The sequence below is a fragment of the Pediococcus damnosus genome (genome assembly GCF_001437255.1).
GTDB classification, from domain to species: Bacteria; Bacillota; Bacilli; order Lactobacillales; family Lactobacillaceae; genus Pediococcus; species Pediococcus damnosus.
This window is the reverse complement of record NZ_JQBD01000012.1, coordinates 1-23641: the sequence shown is the minus strand read 5'-3', so window position 1 is coordinate 23641 and position 23641 is coordinate 1. Positions and strand designations below refer to the sequence as shown.

The window sequence follows — 23641 nt, the reverse complement described above, 5'->3', positions numbered from 1 at the left end:
ATACTTCAATGTTACAAAGCGCTAAATTAAAATATATTTTTCCAATTGGATTTTTCCTATCATTATTTTTAGATGGCTCGATTAATTTGATTTTTTCAGGATCCCTTTTTGCTTATCCCTATTCGATGGTTAGCAATTTAACTATCCTATGGTTGGTGTTAGGAATCTTCTTTGAAGGGGAGACTAGCTTACCAATTGCAACATGGGCTGCGGCTGTGGGACTTGTTTTTGATTGGTATTATACTGGCGTATTCGGAGTAAACATGTTTATTCTGCCGGTTATGGTGCTAATCATTCAGTGGGTCAAAGTATTTTTTAAACCAACGTTTCTTTCAATCTTATTAACTTTCTTTTTGGCATTGACCTTTTATGAAAGTGCATTTTACATTATTTTTGAAATGATTCACTACACAAGTATTAGTTCATCAGCCTTTGTGGCATATAATCTCGCACCAACATTGGCATTAAATTTATGTTTCTTTGTGATTTTGTATTTACCGATTAAAAGTCTCTTTCGGCACACGCGTGGGGCAAACTTTAGAAGCATAGAATAAAATTCTAAAAGTATTTTTTAAAAATCCTTGACGCGAACAAAAAAAAGTTTTATATTCAATACAACATTAAAAAACAATGAACGGAAGAGTAAAACAAGAAATCATTTCAGAGAGCTTTAAATGGTGAGATTAAAGCATGTATCTTGTTTGAAACACATCTGCGAGTTTACTTTCTGAGCTAATTAGGAAAGTACGGGTGATCGTTATCTCATAAAGTTGAACTTATAACTTGTTGAGCTGGTAATTGTGAGATTATCAGAAACATGAGGTGGAACCACGTTGATGCGTCCTCTTGGGTATTTTACCCAAGGGGATTTTTTTGTAGGTTTAACTTGCTGAGGTAATTGTTGTGAAGCAATTACGAACAGGGGTGGAATCGCGCTTACTCGTCCTCTTGAATTATTATTTATAGTTCAAGAGGCTTTTTTTATACATAAAATTGGAGGGGATAAGATGTTTTCTTTACACTATATATCAGAAATTTTGCCATCGCTATTATCTGGAACAACCATGACATTGAAGATCTTTTGTTGGACATTGATCGGTGCGTTACCAATCGGAATGATTTTTGGACTTGGACTTGTTTCTAAATTTCGTCCTATACGATATATATTGAATTTTTATGTTTGGTTGATGCGAGGGACACCATTACTATTACAATTAATTTTTGTTTTTTACGGTCTTCCAATTGTTGGAATTGTATTTCAAAGATATGATGCGGCCCTGTTTGCTTTTATTCTTAATTATGCGGCTTATTTTGCCGAAATATTCCGTGGTGGGCTTCAATCCGTTGATCGTGGTCAATATGAAGCAGCAAAAGTATTGCGGTTATCTTATTGGCAAACCATTCGAAAAATTGTTATTCCACAGGTAGCAAAAATTGTCTTACCATCGATTGGAAATGAAGTTATTAATTTGGTTAAGGATTCATCGTTAGTTTACGTCATTGGAATTGGTGATTTGCTACGGGCCGGAAATGTGGCTTCATCTCGAGATGTTACCTTAGTACCACTGCTACTTGTTGGTATTATTTATTTACTTTTAACAGCGATCTGTACGTATATTTTACGTCGAATTGAAAAACACTTTGCCTATTGGCGCTAAGGAGGTTCAAATATGTTAAAAATTAAGGATTTAACGAAAACGTTTGGCGGACGGGTTATTATTGATAAATTATCTTTTGATGTTCCGGATAGTGAAATTTTAACAATTGTTGGGCCTTCTGGAGCCGGTAAAACGACCTTGCTTCGTTGCATAAGTGGACTTGAAAAGATAGATGCTGGTGGGTTTTACATAAATGATCAAAAATTTGATCCTTATGAAAACAGTGGTAATGAAAGTGTTATTGGTGTTGTCTTTCAAGATTTTCAACTATTTCCCAATTTAACGGTTATGGATAATGTGACGTTGGCGCCTAAATTAGTTTTGAAAAAGGATGTGGCAACTGTAAAGAAAGAAGCGTTAGAAAGTTTTGCAAGATTGCAACTGGATGGCAAGGAAGATCTTTATCCTTATCAATTGTCTGGTGGTCAAAAGCAACGGGTTGCAATTGCCAGGGCTTTGGCAATGCATCCTCAAATTCTGTGTTACGATGAGCCTACCTCTGCGTTGGATCCTGAATTGCGCGGAGAAGTCAGCAAAATTATTAAAGGCTTAAAACAAGATGGTATGACTCAAATTGTGGTTACCCATGATATGGATTTTGCCAATGACGTTGCTGATAAGCAATTACATGTTTCACCGATCAAATAAGGGATGGGAGGTAATGAGATGAAAAAAAAGTTAAGATTAATTTTTCTCATGATGGCAGTTTGTCTAGTACTACTTCCTAGTTTGAGTGGTTGTGAAAATGCAACGAAACGGGCGAATACAACTGATTATTGGCAAACAATTAAAAAACGGGGAACCGTTGTTGTTGGATTAGATGATAGTTTTGTACCAATGGGCTTTCGTGAAAAAAACGGTAAATTGACTGGTTATGATATTGATCTAGCTAAAGCCGTATTTAAACTGTATGGAATTAAAGTCGATTTTCAAAGTATTGACTGGTCCATGAATACAACAGAACTGCGTAATCGGACGATCGATTTGATTTGGAATGGGTTTACGGTGACACCCGCACGCGCCAAAGTAGTTAGCTTTAGCCACACGTATTTAGCTAATCAACAGGTTTTAGTTAGTAAACGAAGTCAAAATATTACGAGCTTTCAAAAAATGACTGGAAAAACGCTGGGTGTTCAAAGCGGTTCTTCAGGTGCGGAGGATGTTGATAAACAACCTCAGCTTCTAAAAAATAAGATCAAAAATAAAACGCCTATTCTCTATGACTCCTTTAATGATGCATTTATCGATCTGGGAGCTAATCGGATTCAGGGCCTATTGATTGATGACGTTTATGCAGGTTATTACATTAAAAAAGAAAATGATCCAAATAGTTATCGAGAAATTCAGGGTAGCTTTCCAAAGGAACAATTTGCAGTTGGAATTCGTAAGGGTGATGTAACGCTCCGCAAAAAAATCAATCACGGGTTATATGTACTATACAAAAATGGTACTTTAAAAAAGATTAACGAAAAATGGTTTGGAAATACTGCACCAGTTGAAAAACAGCCCAAAAGTTAATTTTATAGTTGATAATGTTGATCTAGATTGGCGCGGACAAGGCCAATTTAAATCAACATTTTTGTTATCTCTTAAATTTCCTTTTAAATTGCATTTTTTAGGGTACTCAAAGGCAGTAAAGGTCGCGTATAATGAAATTAGTAAATAACTTTTTAAAATGAGGTAATTTTTAGTGCGAATACAAATTAAACAGGGAGTTGCGTTAACGGTTATTCCGGTATCCCAATTCAAAAATACCCAAATTTCGGTACACTTTTTAGAAAATGCATCAAAACTGAAAACAAGCTATCGTTCACTGCTAGCTAATATTTTGGAGACTAGTTCAAAAAAATATGTGACACAAATTTTAGTTTCGCGAGCACTATCACAATTGTATGGGGCTGGTTTTGGTACGACAGTCATGCGGAAACAGAATATTCATGATCTTACTTTTTCATTGTCGTTGCCAAATGATCACTATTTGGATTCTTCAGAGGATTTATTATCCGAGGGGATTCAGTTTTTACAAGAGATGATTTTCAATCCGCTCGCTAAGGATGACTGCTTTCATGAACAGACTTTTCAACGCCAGCAGGCTAATTTAATTGCGTACATTAATGCACTTCAGGATGACAAGCAATCCTATGCAGCACTGCAATTGCAAAAATTGGTATTTAACGAAGATGAGGTTCAAAGCGTGCCAGCCTTCGGGGATGCCAAAAGTTTAGCCGAAATAAAAAATCACGATTTGTTTGATTATTATCAGTTGGTTTTGGCACATGATCGTGTGGAGATCTATGTGGTAGGTGACGTTAATGCAAATCAGGTTGTTAATGAAATTAACCAATGGCCATTTGTAGATCGGTCAGCTAATTCGGTAGAACTAACAAATAGTGAAAAAAAAGAAAGATCATTCCAAGCACGTACTGAAAATCAGGATGTTGTTCAGGCTAAGCTAGATTTGGCCTACCAGTTTCCAACGGATTTTCGGAATGATAATTATTATGCTGGAATTGTTTTTAATGCGTTATTTGGTGGTTCCCCCTTATCAAAATTATTCATAAATGTGCGTGAAAGAGCGAGTTTAGCTTATTATGCAAACAGTAGTGTGGATATTTTTAATGGATTGATGGTTGTTCAAGCAGGGATTAATTCACAGGATAAAGAACAAGTTTTAACTATCATTGCCAAACAATTAACAGATATGCAGGCCGGTGACTTTACTGATGAACAGCTTGTTCAGATTAAAAAAGGATTAATTTCCAATTACGTCTCATCGTTAGATTTAGAGCGTGTTTATGCCAGTCGTGAGCTCACAAATGATTTAGTTGGTAGTCAAATTTCTGCTGAAGAATGGATTGACCAAATCCAGAAGGTTTCACGCGAGAGCATTATGAAAGTTGCGAAACAAGTAGAGTTACAAGCTGTTTATTTTTTGAGTTCAGAGGTGAAGACACATGCATAAACAAACGTATAAACAATTTGGTGAGAGTCTTTACACAGAAACTCTAGATAATGGCTTAACCGTTAATATCTTGCCAAAACAAGGGTTCCGTAAAACCTATGCGATTTTTACCACTAATTTTGGATCGATTGATCGGACCTTTATTCCTCAAGGGAAACAAACACATGTCACCCAACCTGGAGGGATTGCCCATTTTTTAGAACATAAGATGTTTGATAAAAAAGGGTATGATGCTTTTGATTTGTTTGGTAAGTATGGAGCTGATTCGAATGCTTTTACTAGTTTTACTAGAACAAGTTATTTATTCTCTGCAACGCAAAATATCAAGGAAAACTTGGATATTTTACTTAATTTTGTGCAAGAACCGTACTTTACGAAGCAGTCTGTTGAAAAAGAGAAGGGAATTATTGGTCAAGAAATTCAAATGTATGACGATGATCCTGATTGGAAATTGTATATGGGAATTTTAAATAACCTCTATCCTAAACATCCTGTGCATATTGATATTGCTGGGACTGTCAGTTCCATTGCAAAAATTACAGCTGACGATTTGTATCTGGCCCACAAGACGTTTTATCATCCAGCAAATATGGATTTATTTATTGTAGGAAACGTGGATCCAAATAAAACGTTGGAGTGGGTTATTCAGAATCAAAACGAAAAAGCATTTCCTAAATTTGAATTGCCAAAGGTTCAGTTGCCGCCAGAAGATCCGAATGGAAAAGATATTATTAAACGCCAAGTGGCTAAGATGGCTGTAAATCGTCCAAAAAGTATTATTGGACTTAAGGGTCTAGATCAAGTGCCTGATGGGCGAGCTGGACTCGCTTATAAACTGAAAGTTAATTTGTTACTTTACTTATTATTTGGTGACTCTTCACAGGAATATTTAAACTTGTACGATTCTGGTGTTGTTGACGATACATTTTCATATGAATTTGATCTGGCTCGGTCGTTCCATTATGTCAGCTTTAGTAGTGATACGGATCATCCGGATCAATTTAATGAACAAATCGAAAAAATACTGGCTAATGCGCAACAGATATTGCCTAAATTGAAAGCACAATTCGAACTTGCTAAAAAAGAAATGATGGGGCGTCTTTTATCACGAATGGATTCTATCGAGTCAATTGCTAACGGTTATGAAGGCCAATTGTTTGACCAGGCGACCATTTTTGATCAGGAAATGATTTACGAAAAGTTAACATTAGCGGACCTAGAGCAAGTTGCTGCAAGCTTATTTAAACCAGAAAGCTTGAGCACCTTTGAAATTATGCCAATGGAAGTGAAGTCATGAAACATGCTTTAGTTTTAGGTGCTTCGGGAGATATTGGGATTGCAACCGTTACCCAATTGGCTGCCGAGGGTTGGTCATTATATTTACACTATAATCATCAAAAAGAAAAGATCACACAATTGATTACGAAATTAAGCACCCAGTTTCCAACTCAGGATTTTTTAGGTGTTTCGTTTGATATGAGTACGCTTGACCATTTGCATGAATTTCTTGGAAATATTTTTGAGTTGGATACCATTATTTTTGCACAAGGAACAACATCGTATAAATTATTAACCGAGACAACGAGTGAAGAAATTCTTCATCAATGGAATATGCAAGTTGCGGTTCCAATTGAAATGATTAAAGCCTTACAAGATAAATTGGCTAGATCCTCACATGGACGAATCATATTTGTTGGATCTGTTTATGGAGCAGTGGGAAGTGCCATGGAGGTCAGTTATAGTACTGTAAAAGGGGCGCAAAGTGCTTTTGCTAACGCTTATGCAAAAGAAGTGGGATCCCTTGGTATTACGGTAAATGTGGTGGCTCCTGGTGCAGTAGATACACATATGAATCATTTTTTAACAAGTGATGATCGTCAATCAATTACAGAAGATATCCCGGCTGGAAAATTTGCAACTCCGGCTGACATTGCTTATTGGATTGTTCAGCTAACGAATCAAGCAGCTGGATACATGACGGGACAAACTATTTATATAGATGGTGGCTGGTTAAAATAAGAATGAGATTTCAGTTGATTTGAATATGCTATACTAATAGCGGACTAATTTAATAGTGGGTGAAAAGTGATGAGTGAGAGACAAAATAAAGAGATTGGAAAAAGGCTTCAAGCAGCCAGAATGGATCAAGGATTATCGATTGATTATATTCAAGAAAAAACCAAAATTCAAAAACGCTATTTAATGGCAATTGAGGCCGGACAAATGAATGATTTGCCAGGTGATTACTACGTGCAATCATTTGTCAGCCAGTATGCAAATGTGGTTGGACTGGATTCTCACAAATTATTGGCCGGTGAATTGCAAGAAACTAACGATAATGGCAAGCAAAGCGCGCCTGTAGCTACGGGACCATTACCTTCTAGAACAACGCAGCATAAGCAAGTTGTAAAAGAAAGTGAATTTTCTAGACGCTTTGGCAAATACGCAGCTTATTTACCAACGATAGTCGTAGTGGTCATTGTTGTTGTGGTTTTGGGAACAATTTGGGGAATGAGCCATTCCGGAAATTCTGCTCAGCCACATCTTACTAGTAGTAAGGTGAGTGTTACTGATGATGCAAGTAGTTCAAAAAAGAAACAATCAGCTTCAAGTAAATCATCAAGTTCATCATCTAAAGAAAAATCTCAAAAGATTACTCAAGTTGGGAGTTCTACGACAGAATATGATTTAAAGGATGGCCCTTCTGATGGATCGAGTTTGAACATTAAAGCGGGGACAAGTAATGCATGGGTCTCAGTTTCAAGCGACGGAACACAAAGCTGGATGGGGACTTTGCAAACGGGAGCGGCGCATACGGTGAAAGTTGCTAAAGGTGTCTCTAAGGTCTCAATAAGCTTGGGCAATGCCCCACAAACTACCATTACAGTTAACGGGAAGAAGTTTAATTTCAATCCTCAAAATGATACTACCCAAACTAAGACAATTACCTTAAATATTAAGGATTAAATGGAGGACATCTTTTGAATTTACCAAATAAATTAACAGTATTTCGTATTATTTTAATTCCGGTTTTTATTGTAATTATGGTTATCCCTTATACATGGGGAACAGTCACTTGGTTCGGCACATCAATTGCTGTTACAAAAATAATTGGTGCAATAATCTTCGCAGTGGCATCTCTAACCGATTTAGCTGATGGCAAAATTGCCCGTGCTAAACATTTAGTGACAAATTTCGGAAAGTTTGCCGATCCTCTGGCAGATAAAATGTTAGTCATGTCAGCCTTTATCATTTTAGTTTCGCTTGATAAAGTACCAGCGTGGGTGGCTGCAATTATTGTTTGTCGTGAATTAGCAGTTACCGGATTAAGATTACTGATTGTTGAAAATAATGGTCAAGTTATGGCGGCTGCTATGCCGGGAAAAATAAAAACAACTTCACAAATGATTGCAATTATTTTATTAATTCTAAATAATGTTCTGTTTGCAGCATTAGGAATTCCAATGGCCGACATTATGCTTTACATTTGCTTGTTTTTCACAATTTATTCCGGAATAGACTACTTTGTTCAAAATCGGGACGTTTTTTCCGATGGTTTCAAGTGAAAGATCAACTGAGTTTTAGTGAGGTTCTTACCAAACTCTTTTTTTAATCTGTTTAAATAAATTGTTTTAAAAAAAAGCGTATTTGATTATATAGGAGGTCGAATTTTGAAAGCAGAACTAATTGCCGTTGGGACAGAAATATTACTTGGTCAGATTACCGACACAAATACACCATTTATTGCACAAAAATTAGCGAACTTGGGGATTGATGTTTATTTCCAATCAACAGTTGGAGATAATCCGGAACGGTTGAAGGCAACCATTGAATTGGCGGCGCAACGTAGTGGCCTCATTATCTTATCTGGAGGATTGGGGCCAACAGAGGATGACCTAACAAAACAAACAGTTGCTGATTTTTTGCAGCAAAAGTTAGTTACCGATGCTCCTGCCATGGCCAAAATTGAACGGTATTTTAGGGAAACTGGCCGGGTAATGACAGAAAATAATCGCATACAGGCTATGTATCTGGCCAACGCACAACCGATTAGTAACCGAACTGGTTTTGCAGTTGGAATTTTTGCTAAGGAAACTAACGGACCAGACTTTTTACTTTTACCGGGACCGCCAAGTGAGCTTGAGCCGATGGTTTCGGAGCAAGTTTTGCCGTTATTAACAAAAAACTATTTTAGAGATCATATTTTACATTCAAGGGTTTTACGTTTCTTTGGAATTGGTGAATCTGAACTAACAACGCAATTAAGTGATTTAATTGATAAGCAAAAAAATCCCACAATTGCGCCGTATGCTAAGCAAAATGAAGTAACGTTACGACTTACGGCTCGGGGAAAGACTGTTTCTGAAGTTGATGGTGCTTTAAATAACTGTGAAAGCAAAATTCAAAAATTAGTTGGTGATTACTTTTATGGGTATGGTGATCATAATTCACTGTCCAAGGTCGTAATTAAGCAATTAAAAAAAGCACAATCGACGGTGAGCGCTGTTGAAGGTTTTACCGATGGCCGATTGTTGACAGCACTTACGGAGTCTGATGACAACAATCAAATTTCTAAAGGTGGCCGGGTTTTAACAACACTTTCATTAGTTACTGATCAAAATGAATTCCAGACGGATCTTAAATCAAAAAAAGATACGGAGCAGCTGGCTAAACAAATTAAACAGGATACTAATAGTAATTTGGGAATCGCCGTTTCTCAAGCACAACTTGACCAAGTAGCTAATGGTGAGCAGGTTGGATCAATTTGGATAGCTATTGTTGACAACAAAAACCAAATGAATTGTAAAAAGCTTAAATTCTCAACGATTCGGCCTTTTGTTAAAGAACGAGTTGTTATGAATGCATTGAGTATGATTAATCAAATTTTAAAGTGATGCGAACTTTTGTTCGTTTTTGCTTGCAATTCATGTTAAAAATCAGTATTATTATGACTGTTAGATATTCCCGTTAAGGAGGAAACAAATTGGCTGATGATCAAAGAAAAGCAGCATTAGATGCTGCGCTTAAAAAAATCGAAAAGAATTTTGGTAAGGGGTCTATTATGCGAATGGGTGATTCTGCCCAAACGCAGATTTCTACCATTTCTACTGGCTCATTAGCATTGGATGATGCACTTGGTGTGGGTGGCTACCCGCGTGGAAGAATCGTTGAAGTTTATGGACCAGAAAGTTCAGGAAAAACAACGGTTGCATTGCATGCAGTTGCTCAAGTACAAAAGGAAGGCGGCACAGCAGCTTATATTGATGCAGAAAATGCGTTAGATCCTGTTTATGCAGAGCATTTAGGCGTTAATATTGATGACTTGCTGTTATCTCAACCGGACACAGGTGAAGAAGGTCTTGAAATCACCGATGCATTAGTATCTAGTGGTGCTGTTGATTTGGTTGTTGTTGATTCAGTTGCGGCATTGGTTCCTCGTGCAGAAATTGAGGGTGAAATGGGTGATGCTCATGTTGGCCTTCAAGCTCGTCTCATGTCACAGGCTCTTCGTAAGCTTTCTGGTTCTATCAATAAAACGAAGACGATTGCCATTTTTATTAATCAAATTCGTGAAAAAGTTGGGGTTATGTTTGGTAATCCTGAGGTCACACCTGGTGGACGGGCTTTGAAATTCTATGCAACAATTCGATTAGAGATTCGTCGTGCAGAACAAATTAAAGATGGTACGAATATTATTGGAAATCGAGTTCGAATCAAGGTTGTTAAAAACAAGGTTGCGCCTCCATTTAAACGTGCCGAGGTCGATATCATGTACGGGCATGGAATTTCCCAAACCGGAGAAATTATTGATATGGCTGTTGAGAAAGATATCGTTGATAAAAGTGGTTCTTGGTATTCATATGGTGATGAACGAATTGGACAGGGCCGTGAAAATGCTAAGCAATATTTAGAAGATAACCCTGAAAAAAGAGAAGAAATTTACAAAAAAGTTCGTGCAGCCTATGGGATGGATGAAACAGCTGAAGAAAAAGATGAGGAAGAAGAACAGAAAAAAACTAAGGCTAAGGAAAAGGCAAAAGGAAAAGCAAAGAAAGAAAAGTCTGATCCTTCTAAGCTAGATCTTGAACCTTCTGATAAAAATAAATAATAAAAAGAGTAATTCACTGTTTAAACATGGTGGATTATTTTTTTAAGAAATATTTAACTTATTTTTTGGATTAAATCCGTAAAATTGATAATATAAATAGTGAGATAGCTTGATTAAACTGCCTTAGGAATGCTAAACTAAGTATTGTGTGAATAATCAAAATAACATCATAAAATTCGGTTAGAAGGTTAACCAACTATTGATGATTCGGAGGTGGAAACATGATTGTTTTCAATATAATCCTCGCAATCATCGCTATTGTTGTTGGCTATGGCATTGGTTATTATGTGCATAAACTCATTCAAGAGAGAAATGTACATGATGCTCAAGACACGGCTAGTGGTATTTTAGATAATGCCAAGAAACAAGCGGCAACTGAAAAAAGAGAAGCTCTTTTAGAAGCTAAAGACGAAAGTCACCGCTACCGAACTCGAGTAGAAAACGAACTTAAGAAACGGCGTGCAGATGCGCAAAAACAAGAGGAACGTTTGTTACAACGAGAAGAGGCTTTGGATCATAAAGATAATGCTTTCGAAAAACGTGAAGATAGTTTAGAACGCAAGGAAGAAAAATTGAGTTCCGAACAAAAGCGGATTGACGAACAACAACAAGCAGCATCCTCATTAGTTACAAAACGTACAGAAGAGTTGGAACGGGTTGCGGCAATGTCGCAAGACGACGCACAGTCCTTGATTCTGAACGAGGTTCGTGATGGCTTGGCAGACGAGCGTGCTAAAATGATTCGCGAAAGTGAAGATAAAGCACAAACAGATGCTAAAAAAGTGGCAACAGATTTAATTGCTCAAGCTATCGAGAGAAGTGCAGCCGATGTGGCTACAGAATCAACTGTTACCGTGGTGGATCTCCCCAGTGATGATATGAAAGGCCGAATTATTGGTCGTGAAGGTCGAAACATCAGAACTCTTGAAACTCTGACTGGTATCGACTTAATCATTGATGATACACCAAAGGCGGTTGTGCTAAGTGGATTTGATCCAGTTCGTCGTGAGATTGCTAAAATGGCACTTGAACGATTAATTCAAGATGGTCGAATCCATCCGGCTCGAATTGAGGAAATGGTTGAGAAGGCCCGCAAGGACATGGATGATAAAATCCGTGAAGTTGGGGAACAAACCATTTTTGATCTTGGTATTCATTCAATGAACCCAGAGTTGATCAAGTTAGTTGGTCGGCTTAAATTCCGTACTAGTTATGGACAAAACGTTTTGGATCATTCAATTGAAGTTGCTAAATTAACAGGTATTTTGGCAGCCGAATTAGGTGAGGATGTTACTTTAGCTAAACGCGCAGGATTATTACACGATATTGGAAAAGCGGTTGATCATGAGGTTGAAGGATCTCATGTGACAATCGGTGTAGAATTTGCAAAGAAGTATAAGGAAAGTCCAGTGGTTATTAATGCTATTGCTTCCCATCATGGGGATGTCGGTGCAGAGTATGTAACTTCAGTATTGGTTGCTGCAGCAGATTCAATTTCAGCTGCTCGACCAGGTGCCCGTAGCGATTCTCTAGAGAATTATATTCACAGACTTGAAAAGTTAGAGAATTTAGCTGATGGATTTAAAGGCGTTAGGAAGAGTTATGCGATTCAAGTCGGTCGAGAGATTCGGGTAATCGTTAAGCCTTCAAAGATTTCCGATTTACAGGCAACAACTTTGACTCACGATATTCGAACGGCGATTGAAAAACAACTAGAATATTCTGGGAAAGTTAAAGTTACGGTAATTCGAGAAGTTCGCGCTGTAAATTATGCTAAATAAATAGAATGTGAGAGAAGTTTGGCACATATGTTGCCAGGCTTTTTTTGTTTTTAATCGGTCAAATTAGTTAGTAGGCACTCTAAAAGTTAAATGTTAAAATAGAACAGATAGTTTTAAATATTTGAATTAGATAAAGAAGTAGAAAGCAGGAGAGAGTTTGCCACAAAAAACGAGTGATACGCCGATGATGCAACAATATATGGCGATAAAAAAAGAATATCCGGATGCCTTTTTGTTTTATCGAATTGGTGATTTTTATGAACTTTTTTATGATGACGCGATTAAAGGCGCCCAGATTCTCGAATTGACACTGACTTCTCGAAGTCATAGTGCGGTTGATCCAATTCCAATGTGTGGGATGCCTCATCATGCAGTTCAAAATTATATTGATATTTTAATTGAAAAAGGATACAAAGTTGCCATATGTGAACAAATGGAAGATCCACGATTAGCCAAAGGAATGGTGAAGCGGGAAGTTATTCAATTAATTACACCCGGGACAGTGACAGATTCCAATGTTACTGAAGCAAAATCAAACAATTATTTGACCGCATTGGTAATGACTAAAAATAATGAGTTCGGTTTTGCGTATACCGATCTATCAACTGGAGAACTAAAAACTAGTTGTTTAGAATCTTCTGAGGCCGTGATCAATGAAGTTGTGAATCTGCAATCTAAGGAAATTGTGGTGGACCCATCTGTTTCAGATGACATACAAGAACAATTTAAAAAGTTGAATATTATGGTCTCCCATCAAGACAAAATTGAAGTGAAGTCTGAATTGAGTTATTTAACGCAGGCACTTACTAAACCAGCAGAGAAAACTGTTGTCGAGACTTTGCTGACGTATATCACCGTAACTCAAAAGCGGAGTTTAGCGCATTTACAAAAAGCAGTTGCCTATGAACCGTCTTATTACTTACGAATGGATCACTATTCTAAATATAATTTGGAACTTACGCGCTCTATTCGGACAGGGAAAAAGCAAGGAACCCTTTTATGGTTGTTAGATGAAACACGTACAGCTATGGGAGGTCGATTACTGAAACGTTGGTTAGATCGACCATTGATTCGAAAAAAAGAAATTGAAGATCGGCAAACCAAAGTGGCAGAATTACTAGATCATTACTTTGAGCGGAGTAGTTTACAGGAAGAATTAGTAAAAGTTTATGATTTAGAGCGTCTGGCTGGCCGAGTAGCATTTGGAAACGTTAATGGGAGAGATCTTATTCAGTTGAAGACCTCATTACGTCAGATTCCTAAAATCAAACATGTTTTGGGAGAATTAGATGATAAAGTTTTCGGCTCAATGCTGGCCAAACTGGATCCTGTCGAAGATATTGCAGATTTGATTGAACGGGCCATTGTAGATGAGCCACCCATTTCGGTAACCGAAGGAAATGTGATTAAAGATGGTTATAACGAGCAACTTGATAGTTATCGGGATGCCATGACAAATGGAAAAAAATGGATGGCTGAATTACAAGCATCCGAACGAAAAGCAACAGGAATTAAAAATTTAAAAGTTGGCTACAATAAAGTTTTTGGTTATTACATTGAAATCACTAAATCTAATTTGAGCGCCGTTCCAGAGGGACGTTATGAGCGTAAACAGACGCTGACAAATGCTGAACGTTTTATTACGCCGGCGCTAAAAGAAAAAGAAAGCTTAATTCTAGAGGCAGAGGAAAAATCTACAACCCTTGAATATGACCTATTTAGCAAGATTCGGGAACAAATTAAGCAAGTCATTGATCGGCTACAGAAGTTGGCTCAACAAGTTGCGACCTTAGATGTTCTTCAGAGTTTTGCAGTTGTTAGTGAAAATTATCATTTTGTTAAACCAAAGCTGATTAAAAATCACAGCATTGACATTGTTGGTGGACGGCATCCTGTCGTTGAAAAAGTTATGGGTCGGCAAAGTTATGTACCAAATGATGTTAAAATGCCTGAAGATGTTGATATTCTTTTAATTACAGGGCCGAATATGTCTGGTAAAAGTACGTATATGCGGCAATTGGCTCTAACAGTTGTCCTTGCTCAAATGGGTTGTTTTGTACCGGCTGATTCGGCTACGTTACCGATTTTTGATCAAATTTTCACAAGGATTGGTGCGGCAGATGATTTAATTGCCGGACAAAGTACATTTATGGTGGAGATGCAAGAAGCTAATCGAGCAATTCAAAATGCCACTCCGCAGAGCTTGATTTTATTTGACGAGATTGGTCGTGGAACAGCTACCTATGATGGAATGGCAATTGCTCAGGCAATTATTGAATTTGTTCATAATCATGTCCATGCCAAAACGCTTTTTTCTACCCACTATCATGAGTTGACAGCCCTGGATAAAACATTAAATAAATTAAAAAATGTCCATGTTGGGGCAGTTGAAAAAGATGGCGATCTAGTCTTTTTGCATAAAATGGAAGATGGGCCTGCCGATAAATCATATGGGATTCACGTTGCAAAGTTAGCTGGCATGCCCAAAGAATTATTGAGCCGGGCCGATAAAATCTTGAAACAACTGGAAATTCAAAATAAGGATACGGATCAAGTGATTACGAATGAGGTTCAAGGCGATTCAAATGAAGAACCAACTAAAAAAGATAAGGGGACTAGTCAGTCTGGAGAAAAAAGCGAAATTGATGAACAACTTGCGCTATTCAAAACAGAGCCAGTTGATCCTGAAAATGCAGAAGTAGTTGCCCAAATTCGTAATCTTAATTTGATGTCTATGACCCCTATGGATGTCATGAATCAATTATATAAGTGGCAGAAAAAATTAGGAAATAAATAGAAGGTTGAGATAATATGGCAAAAATTCATGAACTTTCTGATGTTCTTGCTGACCAAATTGCTGCTGGCGAAGTAGTTGAACGACCAGCTTCAGTTGTAAAAGAGTTAGTTGAAAATGCCATCGATGCCAACAGTACACAAATTGATATTTTGGTTGAAGAAGCAGGATTAAAATCAATTGAAGTTGTGGATAATGGGGATGGCATCGCAGCCGAAGATGTGTCAATGGCTTTTGAACGGCATGCGACAAGTAAAATCACCACTCGTGAGGACCTATTTAAGGTACACTCTCTGGGTTTTCGTGGTGAAGCCTTACCAAGTATCGCTTCAGTTGCAGACGTCCTCTTAGAGACATCAACTGGCGATGAGGCCGGGACTCAAATGCATATCAAAGGTGGTCAGGTGATTGGCCAGTCGTTATCAGCGGTTAGAAAAGGAACAGATATTAGTGTGAAGGATCTTTTTTTCAACACACCAGCACGTCTGAAGTATATGAAATCGCCACAAACCGAATTAGCAAATATTAGTGATATTGTAAATCGGCTGGCTTTAAGTTATCCACAAATTGCGTTTACGCTGAGTCATGAAGGAAGAGAACTTATTCGGACCTCTGGCAGAGGAGATTTACTCCAAGTAATTGCAGGAATTTATGGTGTTCAAAACGCCCGTAAAATGGTGAAGTTCAAAGGTGAAGACGTTGATTTTGAGATTTATGGGTACACGAGTTTACCTGAATTCACACGAGCTTCACGGCAATATATTTCCGTTCTGATTAACGGGCGTTATGTTAAAAATTTTCAAGTAACGAAAGCGATCATTGAAGGATACGGGTCAAAATTAATGGTTGGTCGTTATCCGGTGGCGGTTTTAAATATAAAAATGGATCCCTTATTGGTTGATGTCAATGTTCATCCAGCTAAGCAAGAGGTTAGAATTAGTCAAGAATCTCAGTTGCAAGATCTAATTACAAAAGTAATTTATAAGGAGTTATCTAAAGAAAACTTGATTCCGTCGGCGGTTAAAAATCTTAGTACCAATCGTAAAGTTAACACAGACCAATTACAGTTTAATCTAAATGAAGCTTCTGCAAAATATTCAGAATCCACAAAACCTGCAAGTGATTCTACTAACTCGACGGAACAGCAGGCGGATCCGTCAACTGAGTTGTTTCAAGCACTGCCCAAAAATGGAACCCAACCAATTGTGATCAAACACGAAACGGAATTGCAAAGTGCTGCTTTAACCAATTTTCAAAAGAAATATACCGAAGAACCAAAGCTATCTCCTTTTGAAGAGAATGCAACGACGAATGAGACGGAAATTGCAGAAGACTTATCTGAAGAAAAGTCTAAAGAAAAGAGATTTCCTACTTTGCATTATGTAGGCCAAATGCATGGCACTTTTTTATTTGCTGAATCAGAGGATGGATTATATATTTTGGATCAGCATGCCGCTCAGGAACGTATCAATTACGAGTATTATCGGAAAGAGATTGGAAAGGTTTCAACTGATTCTCAGAGCCTATTGGTTCCAATTGTGCTCGATTATTCGACTAGTGATATATTAAAAATCCAAGAAAAGCAGGATGTTTTGGCAAGCTGTGGAATCCAATTAGAATCTTTTGGACCGAACAGTTTTGTGGTTCGACAACATCCAACTTGGTTTAAGGCTGGTCAAGAAGAAGATACGGTTCGTGAAATGATTGATTATGTTCTTAATGATTCGCGAATGACAGTAGCTAAATTTCGTGAGAAAACAGCAATTATGATGAGTTGTAAGCGGGCAATTAAGGCCAATCACCACTTAGATGATCAGCAAGCGCGTCAATTACTTAAGGATTTGGCTAAAACAGAGAATCCATTTAATTGTCCCCACGGCCGTCCTGTTCTGGTTCATTTTTCCAACTCAGACATGAAAAAAATGTTCAAACGTATTCAAGATCCTCATCGTCCCTTAGAAGAGCAAGAATAAAAAATAAATATGGTACAATGAATAAAGGCAAACGTATGTTTATTTTAGGATAATGGAGAAAATTTGAATGTATGAATATTTAATTGGTTATGTCACACAAATCACACCAGAATTTTTGGTGTTAGAAGTTCAAGGCGTGGGGTACAAACTTTTTGTGGGTAATCCTTATCGCTATGAAATTAATAAAAAAAAGTTAGTAAAGATTTTTGTCCATGAAGCTGTTTCAGAAACAGAAATTAGTCTTTATGGATTATATGATGCAGAAGATAAGGAACTATTTGAAAAATTAATTTTAGTAAAGGGAATTGGTCCTAAAAGTGCTTTAGCAATTCTTGCAAATGAAGATCATTCTGGCCTTGTTGACGCAATTAATCATGATGATGTGGCTTATTTGAAAAAATTCCCTAAAATTGGGCCTAAAGCTGCGCAACAGATTATTTTGGATTTGAAAGGGAAAATGAATTTATTTTCTGATAACCCGACGGAGCCGGTAGTTAAACCGGCATCTAATCGTAATTTAGCAGACGCTTTGGATGCGTTATCTGCTTTAGGATATTCAACAAAAGTCATTGCAAAAATCAAACCGGAATTAGAAGATCAAGAATCTATGACAACAGATCACTACTTGAGTTATGGGCTTAAGCTATTGATGAAGAAATAAGAGGGAAGGTGAAATGAATGGACGATTCTGATGACGAACGACTTGTTTCAAATGAAACAGGAAATAATGAAGAAGCGTCAATTGAAAAATCCTTACGTCCCGCTACATTAGATCAGTATATTGGCCAGGATCGCGTTAAACATGAACTGTCAGTTTATATCCAAGCAACCAAGCAACGTGAAGAATCATTAGATCATGTTTTACTTTATGGTCCGCCTGGTTTGGGAAAAACTACATTGGCGATGGTAATTGCCAACGAGATGGCAGTGCACATTCGGACGACAAGTGGTCCGGCCATTGAAAAACCTGGTGACTTAGTGGCTTTATTGAATGAACTGCAACCAGGTGATATTTTGTTTATTGATGAAATTCATCGTTTGCCAAAGATTGTTGAAGAGATGCTTTATTCAGCAATGGAGGATTTCTTTGTAGATATCGTTGTTGGTCAAGGACCTACTGCTCATCCTATTCATTTTCCATTGCCTCCTTTTACATTGATTGGGGCAACAACCCGAGCCGGATTGCTGTCAGCGCCATTAAGAGATCGATTTGGAATTGTGGCACATATGAGCTATTACACGATTGATGATCTTACGGAAATTGTGAAACGGTCTGCAGATATCTTTAATACCAAAATTACAGATAAAGGCGCCCATGAGCTTGCAAGAAGATCGCGTGGCACACCAAGAATAGCCAACCGGTTGCTTAAGCGAGTGCGTGATTTTATGGAAGTATCTGATAAACACGCAATTGATGACGAAATTGTTGCTAAATCCTTACGCTTTTTGCGTGTTGATGAAGAAGGTTTGGATGAAATTGATAATAAAATCTTGAAAACAATGGTTGAATATTATCATGGTGGTCCCGTAGGCTTAGGTACCATTGCGGCTAATATCGGTGAAGAATCGGATACGATTGCTGAGATGTACGAGCCTTACCTTATGCAAATTGGTTATCTGAATCGAACACCTCGTGGTCGCGTGGTTACCGAAAAAGGATATGAACATCTTGGATTGTCAGCACCACAAAGTGATTAGGCCCAGAAATGTAATTTTGAGAACTTGTATTTGTAGTGAAATAAATAAGTGAGCACTAAGAAATGGAGAATTTGTGTGGAACCTGCAATCAAATATCATTTAATAAAAACAGAAAAACATACTGGGGCTCGGTTAGGCGAGATTGAAACTCCGCATGGAACGTTTCCAACCCCAATTTTTATGCCAGTAGGAACTCAAGCAACGGTTAAATCAATGTCTCCAGAGGAACTAGAAGATATTGGTGCAGATATTATCCTTTCTAATACGTATCATTTATGGGTTCGCCCGGGAGAAGACATTATTAAAGAGGCTGGCGGCCTTCATAAATTTATGAATTGGAAAAAGGGAATTTTGACTGATTCTGGTGGTTTTCAAGTTTTTTCACTTGCTAACTTGCGTGACATTTCTGAAGAGGGTGTTCATTTTCGGAATGAAATTAGTGGTGCAAAAATGTTTCTGAGCCCGGAAAAAGCAATTCAAATTGAAAATGATCTCGGGCCAGATATTATGATGAGTTTCGACGAATGCCCACCGTTTTTTGAGAGTTATGAATATGTAAAACATTCAGTGGAACGAACTAGTCGCTGGGCAGAACGAGGTTTAAAAGCACATCAAAATCCTGATTGGCAAGCATTGTTTGGAATTGTTCAGGGAGCTGGATTTAAAGCGTTACGTGAACAAAGTGCTAAGGATCTTGTTAGCATGGATTTCCCTGGGTATTCCATCGGCGGTCTGTCTGTGGGCGAATCGAAGGATGAAATGAATCGGGTTCTAAGCTTCACAACACCAATGCTGCCGGAAAACAAGCCACGTTATTTAATGGGGGTTGGCTCTCCTGATGCTTTAATTGATGGCGTGATGCGTGGAATTGATATGTTTGATTGTGTGCTACCCACCCGAATTGCCCGCAACGGGACATGCATGACGTCACACGGAAGATTAGTTGTGAAAAATGCCAAGTATGCGCGTGATTTTACACCCTTAGATGATAATTGTCAGTGTTATACTTGTCGTAATTATACGCGGGCTTACGTACGTCATTTAATTAAAACTAATGAGTCATTTGGAATTCGTTTGACGAGTATTCATAATATTTACTTTTTAGTGCATCTAATGAAACAGGTGCATCAGGCAATTATTGAAGATAATTTGCTTGAATTTAGAGAAAACTTCTTTGAAGAGTATGGATATAATAAAGAAGATGCAAAGAATTTTTAAATACACTGGAAGTAAACGTTAATATTTGATACAGTTAATATAAAGAAAATGAGGTGTTTATATTGTTATTAGCAGCAAACGCAGGTTTAGGTGGAGGCGCAGGTACAATTGTCTTCATTATCTTAATTTTTGGATTGATGTATTTTATGATGATCCGTCCACAAAAGAAACAACAACAAAAGCATCAAGATATGATGAGTAAACTTCAAGTTGGTGACAAGATCGTTACCATTGGTCGTTTACATGGAGTTGTTGATTCAATTGATGAAGATGCAAAAACAGTTACTTTAGACTGTGATGGTATCTACTTGGTTTTTGATCGAACTGCTATTATGCGAGTGGATCATGTGGAAGCTGTTAAACCAGCTGAAAAAGAGGAAACTTCTGCCACAGAACCAGAAGCAGCAGCAAAAGATGTCAAAGAAACTCCTGATGCAGATGATGCTCAGGAATCAACTGACAAACCAGAAAATAAGGAATAATCAGTTAAATTTAAAGGATTGAGACATTTTTTGTTTCAAATCTTTTTTTTTAGGGTTAAAAAGTTGTGTATTCAAAACGAAAGTTTCATAATTAAAGCGGACTTATATTGTGAAAGAGAGGCAAATGAAATGACACAACAAGCGTTGTTTATAATTTTTGGAGGAACAGGTGATTTGGCCTATCGCAAATTATATCCTTCATTATTTCGTTTGTATGAAAAAGGCTATTTAAAGGATGATTTTGCCGTAATTGGAACAGCACGTCGTCCTTGGACTAACGATCATTATCATGAGGTTGTGATGAATGCCATTGCAGATGATGGTCATGAGTCCGATCGAACAAATAGTGAGATCGCACGAAAATTTGCGAGTCATTTCTATTATCAATCGCATAATGTCAATGATACGGAACACTATGTGGCGTTACGAAAATTAGCTGATAAATTAGATGAAAAATATAAACTTAATGGCAACCGAATTTATTATTTGGCCATGGCACCGAGATTCTTTGGAACCATTGCTGGCCATTTAAAATCAGAAAAGTTAATTACTGATCATGGCTATAATCGGTTAATTATTGAAAAACCATTTGGCCGTGACTTTGAAACTGCTAAAGAACTTAATGATGATATTTCCGCCGCTTTTTCTGAAGATCAAATTTATCGAATTGATCATTATTTGGGGAAGGAAGCCATTCAAAGTATTGCGGCTTTGAGGTTTGGAAACCAAGTGATTGAATCGCTTTGGAACAAGGAACATATCGATAATATTCAAATTACCTTAGCGGAATCATTAGGTGTCGAGGAGCGGGCTGGCTATTACGAAACGGCTGGTGCGTTGCGAGACATGGTGCAAAACCATATTCTGCAAATTGTGTCATTACTTACCATGCAAAAGCCTAGTGAATACACAGCAAAAGAACTACGTGATCGCAAAGTAGAGGCCCTTCAAAATATTAAAGTTTATTCAGCCAAAGAAGCTTCAAAGAACTTTGTTCGCGGTCAATACGGTGAAGATGCTGAACATGAGCAATTGGATTACCGACATGAAGAGGGAACCGATGAGCATTCACAGATTGAAACGTTTGTGGCCGGAAAATTGGAAACTACAAATGGTAATTTAACCGGTGTTCCTATTTACATTAGAACTGGAAAACGGCTTGCCCGAAAATCTACGCAAATTAATGTAGTTTTTAAGGATACAACGGATAATATTTTTACAGCAACAGGTGAGCAGGATACCAAACTTGAACAAAATGTCCTAACTCTTTATGTTGAACCAGATCAAGGGTATCAATTAGATCTAAATGTAAAAAATGGTAGTCAAGGCTATGGAATTATGCCAATTCATTTAGAATATCATAAGACATCTGCTGAAAAAGCAAAAGTTCCGGAAGCATATGAAAAACTAATTCATGATGCCTTAGATGGTAATCGAACCAACTTTGCCCATTGGCATGAAGTAGCACAAGCTTGGCGGATTGTTGATGTTGTTAGACAAAATTGGGATAGTCAAAAGACTGATTTCCCGAATTATGTAAGTGGTACAATGGGGCCTAAAGCTGCCCAAGAATTATTGACCCGTGATCATCGTGATTGGGTATTTGGGGCAACCAAACATTAAATGAAATAATTGGAGCGGTTAATTGACAATTTGTTGATTAGTCGCTTTTTGAATTTATTTTGCTTGTTTTCAAACGTACGTTCGATTAAACTGAAAAGAGATTAAGAAATCGTTACGTCATTTAATTTTATAAAATGATATTAAAAGTAATTTTTAGAAGTGGTATGAATCCAGGTGATAAAGTTGTCCCAAGCTCAAAATGAAGATATTCTTCCTATTAACATAAATACATCAAGAAAGATCATTCATGTTGATATGGATGCTTTTTACGCTTCAATCGAAGAACGTGAACGACCAGAGCTCAAAAAAAAGCCCCTTATTATCGCGAAAGATCCACGTAGAACGGGTGGAAAAGGAGTTGTCGCTACTGCAAACTATATGGCACGGCAGTCGGGTGTTCATTCAGCAATGAGTGCGCAAAAAGCTTTAGAACTATGTCCTAAGGCTTTCTTTCAGACACCAAATTTTACGTTATATCGAGCGGTATCAGATCAAATCCATAAAATCTTTCATGAGTATACTGAAAAAATTGAACCAGTCGCGTTTGATGAAGCATATCTGGATATTACAGACAATAAAAAACATATTGAAAGTGCGGTGGAAGTGGCCCATCAAATTCAAAGTGAAATATTTGCAAAAACTAACTTAACTTGTTCTACTGGCATCTCTTACAATAAGTTTTTGGCCAAGTTGGCTTCTGAGTATCAAAAGCCAATCGGTGTTGCCGTTGTTTTGCCTGAGGATGTGCGTGAATTTTTAGATAAATTACCAATTGAAAAATTTCGCGGAGTTGGTAAAAAGACCGTTCCTAAAATGTACGATTTAAAGATTTTTAATGGAGCAGATCTCTATCAAAAAAGTGAACTGTATTTGATTCATCATTTTGGAAGATTTGGAGATGTCTTGTATCATCATGTGCGTGGAGCAGATGATCGGCCCGTTGAATATTTGCGAGAACGAAAATCGATTGGTAAAGAAAGTACTTATAATCCTAATTTAACAACGGATTCTGAGGCAGAACAGGCGCTGACCATATTAGCAAAAAATGTGGCGCTTGCTATGAAACAAAGACAAAAGCATGGTAAAACTTTAGTTCTCAAGGTGAGATATGCAGATTTTGAAACGATTACCAAAAGACAAACTTTAACTGAATTTATTGAGAATAGCGAGGAAGCTTATCTTTTTTATGCACAACAACTTTTTGATGAATTTGGTGATAGTAAGCGGGGAATCAGATTATTAGGAATTACAATGACAAATCTGGCTAGTATTAACTTTGAAAACATTACGTTACCGTTATTTAAATCAGATTAATTGTTAGTGTAAAGTTTTAGTAGGAAAGT

General features: G+C 37.4%; 20 protein-coding genes and 1 other annotated feature. All 20 genes read left to right on the top strand.

The window, feature by feature from the left end:
• The first annotated feature begins 8 nt into the window (after positions 1–8).
• The 20 genes from mreD (at position 9) to dinB (ending at position 23612) form a co-directional block, all read left to right on the top strand.
• Positions 9–554, top strand: coding sequence for a rod shape-determining protein MreD (mreD, locus tag IV84_RS02950; protein ID WP_056986082.1), 546 nt, complete (start codon positions 9–11; stop codon positions 552–554).
• A gap of 67 nt (positions 555–621) precedes the next feature.
• Positions 622–849: a binding site (T-box leader), on the top strand.
• A gap of 158 nt (positions 850–1007) precedes the next feature.
• Positions 1008–1658: an amino acid ABC transporter permease gene (locus tag IV84_RS02945; RefSeq protein WP_046870896.1), complete on the top strand. Its 651-nt coding sequence runs from the start codon at positions 1008–1010 to the stop codon at positions 1656–1658.
• 12 nt (positions 1659–1670) lie between these two features.
• A complete protein-coding gene (locus IV84_RS02940; protein WP_046870897.1) occupies positions 1671–2306 on the top strand; it encodes an amino acid ABC transporter ATP-binding protein in 636 nt (211 codons plus the stop codon).
• A gap of 18 nt (positions 2307–2324) precedes the next feature.
• Positions 2325–3176, top strand: coding sequence for an amino acid ABC transporter substrate-binding protein (locus tag IV84_RS02935; protein ID WP_056986081.1), 852 nt, complete (start codon positions 2325–2327; stop codon positions 3174–3176).
• 172 nt (positions 3177–3348) lie between these two features.
• The gene (gene yfmF / locus IV84_RS02930) at positions 3349–4620 is read left to right on the top strand and encodes an EF-P 5-aminopentanol modification-associated protein YfmF (RefSeq protein ID WP_046870899.1); all 1272 of its coding nucleotides are present in this window, start codon (positions 3349–3351) and stop codon (positions 4618–4620) included.
• Complete coding sequence (gene yfmH / locus IV84_RS02925; protein WP_056986080.1) at positions 4613–5917, top strand: EF-P 5-aminopentanol modification-associated protein YfmH; 1305 nt, start codon at positions 4613–4615, stop codon at positions 5915–5917. The genes yfmF and yfmH overlap by 8 nt, the downstream gene beginning before the upstream one ends.
• Positions 5914–6639: an elongation factor P 5-aminopentanone reductase gene (gene ymfI / locus IV84_RS02920; protein ID WP_046870901.1), complete on the top strand. Its 726-nt coding sequence runs from the start codon at positions 5914–5916 to the stop codon at positions 6637–6639. The genes yfmH and ymfI overlap by 4 nt, the downstream gene beginning before the upstream one ends.
• A gap of 69 nt (positions 6640–6708) precedes the next feature.
• On the top strand, positions 6709–7587 hold the full coding sequence (locus tag IV84_RS02915) for a helix-turn-helix domain-containing protein (RefSeq protein WP_046870902.1): 879 nt from the start codon (positions 6709–6711) through the stop codon (positions 7585–7587).
• Positions 7588–7601: 14 nt separating this feature from the next.
• Positions 7602–8186 (top strand): CDP-diacylglycerol--glycerol-3-phosphate 3-phosphatidyltransferase, encoded by a 585-nt coding sequence (gene pgsA, locus IV84_RS02910; RefSeq protein ID WP_046870903.1) that lies wholly within the window; start codon positions 7602–7604, stop codon positions 8184–8186.
• A gap of 105 nt (positions 8187–8291) precedes the next feature.
• Entirely contained in the window at positions 8292–9515 is a 1224-nt protein-coding gene (locus tag IV84_RS02905) for a competence/damage-inducible protein A (RefSeq protein WP_056986079.1), read from the top strand.
• Positions 9516–9604: 89 nt separating this feature from the next.
• A complete protein-coding gene (recA, locus tag IV84_RS02900) occupies positions 9605–10729 on the top strand; it encodes a recombinase RecA (protein ID WP_056986078.1) in 1125 nt (374 codons plus the stop codon).
• 221 nt (positions 10730–10950) lie between these two features.
• Positions 10951–12510 (top strand): ribonuclease Y, encoded by a 1560-nt coding sequence (rny, locus tag IV84_RS02895; RefSeq protein WP_056986077.1) that lies wholly within the window; start codon positions 10951–10953, stop codon positions 12508–12510.
• 157 nt (positions 12511–12667) lie between these two features.
• Positions 12668–15307: a DNA mismatch repair protein MutS gene (gene mutS, locus IV84_RS02890; RefSeq protein ID WP_046870907.1), complete on the top strand. Its 2640-nt coding sequence runs from the start codon at positions 12668–12670 to the stop codon at positions 15305–15307.
• 14 nt (positions 15308–15321) lie between these two features.
• The gene (gene mutL, locus IV84_RS02885) at positions 15322–17277 is read left to right on the top strand and encodes a DNA mismatch repair endonuclease MutL (RefSeq protein WP_046870908.1); all 1956 of its coding nucleotides are present in this window, start codon (positions 15322–15324) and stop codon (positions 17275–17277) included.
• Positions 17278–17344: 67 nt separating this feature from the next.
• Positions 17345–17938, top strand: coding sequence for a Holliday junction branch migration protein RuvA (ruvA, locus tag IV84_RS02880; RefSeq protein WP_046870909.1), 594 nt, complete (start codon positions 17345–17347; stop codon positions 17936–17938).
• 17 nt (positions 17939–17955) lie between these two features.
• Positions 17956–18975 carry a Holliday junction branch migration DNA helicase RuvB gene (gene ruvB, locus IV84_RS02875; RefSeq protein ID WP_046870910.1) on the top strand — a complete coding sequence of 340 codons (1020 nt, stop codon included), beginning with the start codon at positions 17956–17958 and terminating at the stop codon, positions 18973–18975.
• 75 nt (positions 18976–19050) lie between these two features.
• Positions 19051–20193 carry a tRNA guanosine(34) transglycosylase Tgt gene (tgt, locus tag IV84_RS02870; protein WP_046870911.1) on the top strand — a complete coding sequence of 381 codons (1143 nt, stop codon included), beginning with the start codon at positions 19051–19053 and terminating at the stop codon, positions 20191–20193.
• A 59-nt stretch (positions 20194–20252) separates the two neighbouring features.
• A complete protein-coding gene (gene yajC / locus IV84_RS02865) occupies positions 20253–20675 on the top strand; it encodes a preprotein translocase subunit YajC (RefSeq protein ID WP_046870914.1) in 423 nt (140 codons plus the stop codon).
• 129 nt (positions 20676–20804) lie between these two features.
• The gene (gene zwf, locus IV84_RS02860) at positions 20805–22298 is read left to right on the top strand and encodes a glucose-6-phosphate dehydrogenase (protein WP_056986076.1); all 1494 of its coding nucleotides are present in this window, start codon (positions 20805–20807) and stop codon (positions 22296–22298) included.
• Between the two features lie 255 nt (positions 22299–22553).
• The gene (gene dinB / locus IV84_RS02855) at positions 22554–23612 is read left to right on the top strand and encodes a DNA polymerase IV (protein WP_236699005.1); all 1059 of its coding nucleotides are present in this window, start codon (positions 22554–22556) and stop codon (positions 23610–23612) included.
• The last annotated feature ends 29 nt before the right edge of the window (positions 23613–23641 follow it).

Coding starts and splice junctions, on each gene's coding strand:
- mreD (WP_056986082.1), top strand. CDS start 9: ATGTTACAAAGCGCTAAATTAAAATATATTTTTCCAATTGGATTTTTC.
- IV84_RS02945 (WP_046870896.1), top strand. CDS start 1,008: ATGTTTTCTTTACACTATATATCAGAAATTTTGCCATCGCTATTATCT.
- IV84_RS02940 (WP_046870897.1), top strand. CDS start 1,671: ATGTTAAAAATTAAGGATTTAACGAAAACGTTTGGCGGACGGGTTATT.
- IV84_RS02935 (WP_056986081.1), top strand. CDS start 2,325: ATGAAAAAAAAGTTAAGATTAATTTTTCTCATGATGGCAGTTTGTCTA.
- yfmH (WP_056986080.1), top strand. CDS start 4,613: ATGCATAAACAAACGTATAAACAATTTGGTGAGAGTCTTTACACAGAA.
- ymfI (WP_046870901.1), top strand. CDS start 5,914: ATGAAACATGCTTTAGTTTTAGGTGCTTCGGGAGATATTGGGATTGCA.
- IV84_RS02915 (WP_046870902.1), top strand. CDS start 6,709: ATGAGTGAGAGACAAAATAAAGAGATTGGAAAAAGGCTTCAAGCAGCC.
- rny (WP_056986077.1), top strand. CDS start 10,951: ATGATTGTTTTCAATATAATCCTCGCAATCATCGCTATTGTTGTTGGC.
- mutL (WP_046870908.1), top strand. CDS start 15,322: ATGGCAAAAATTCATGAACTTTCTGATGTTCTTGCTGACCAAATTGCT.
- ruvA (WP_046870909.1), top strand. CDS start 17,345: ATGTATGAATATTTAATTGGTTATGTCACACAAATCACACCAGAATTT.
- ruvB (WP_046870910.1), top strand. CDS start 17,956: ATGGACGATTCTGATGACGAACGACTTGTTTCAAATGAAACAGGAAAT.
- zwf (WP_056986076.1), top strand. CDS start 20,805: ATGACACAACAAGCGTTGTTTATAATTTTTGGAGGAACAGGTGATTTG.
- dinB (WP_236699005.1), top strand. CDS start 22,554: ATGGATGCTTTTTACGCTTCAATCGAAGAACGTGAACGACCAGAGCTC.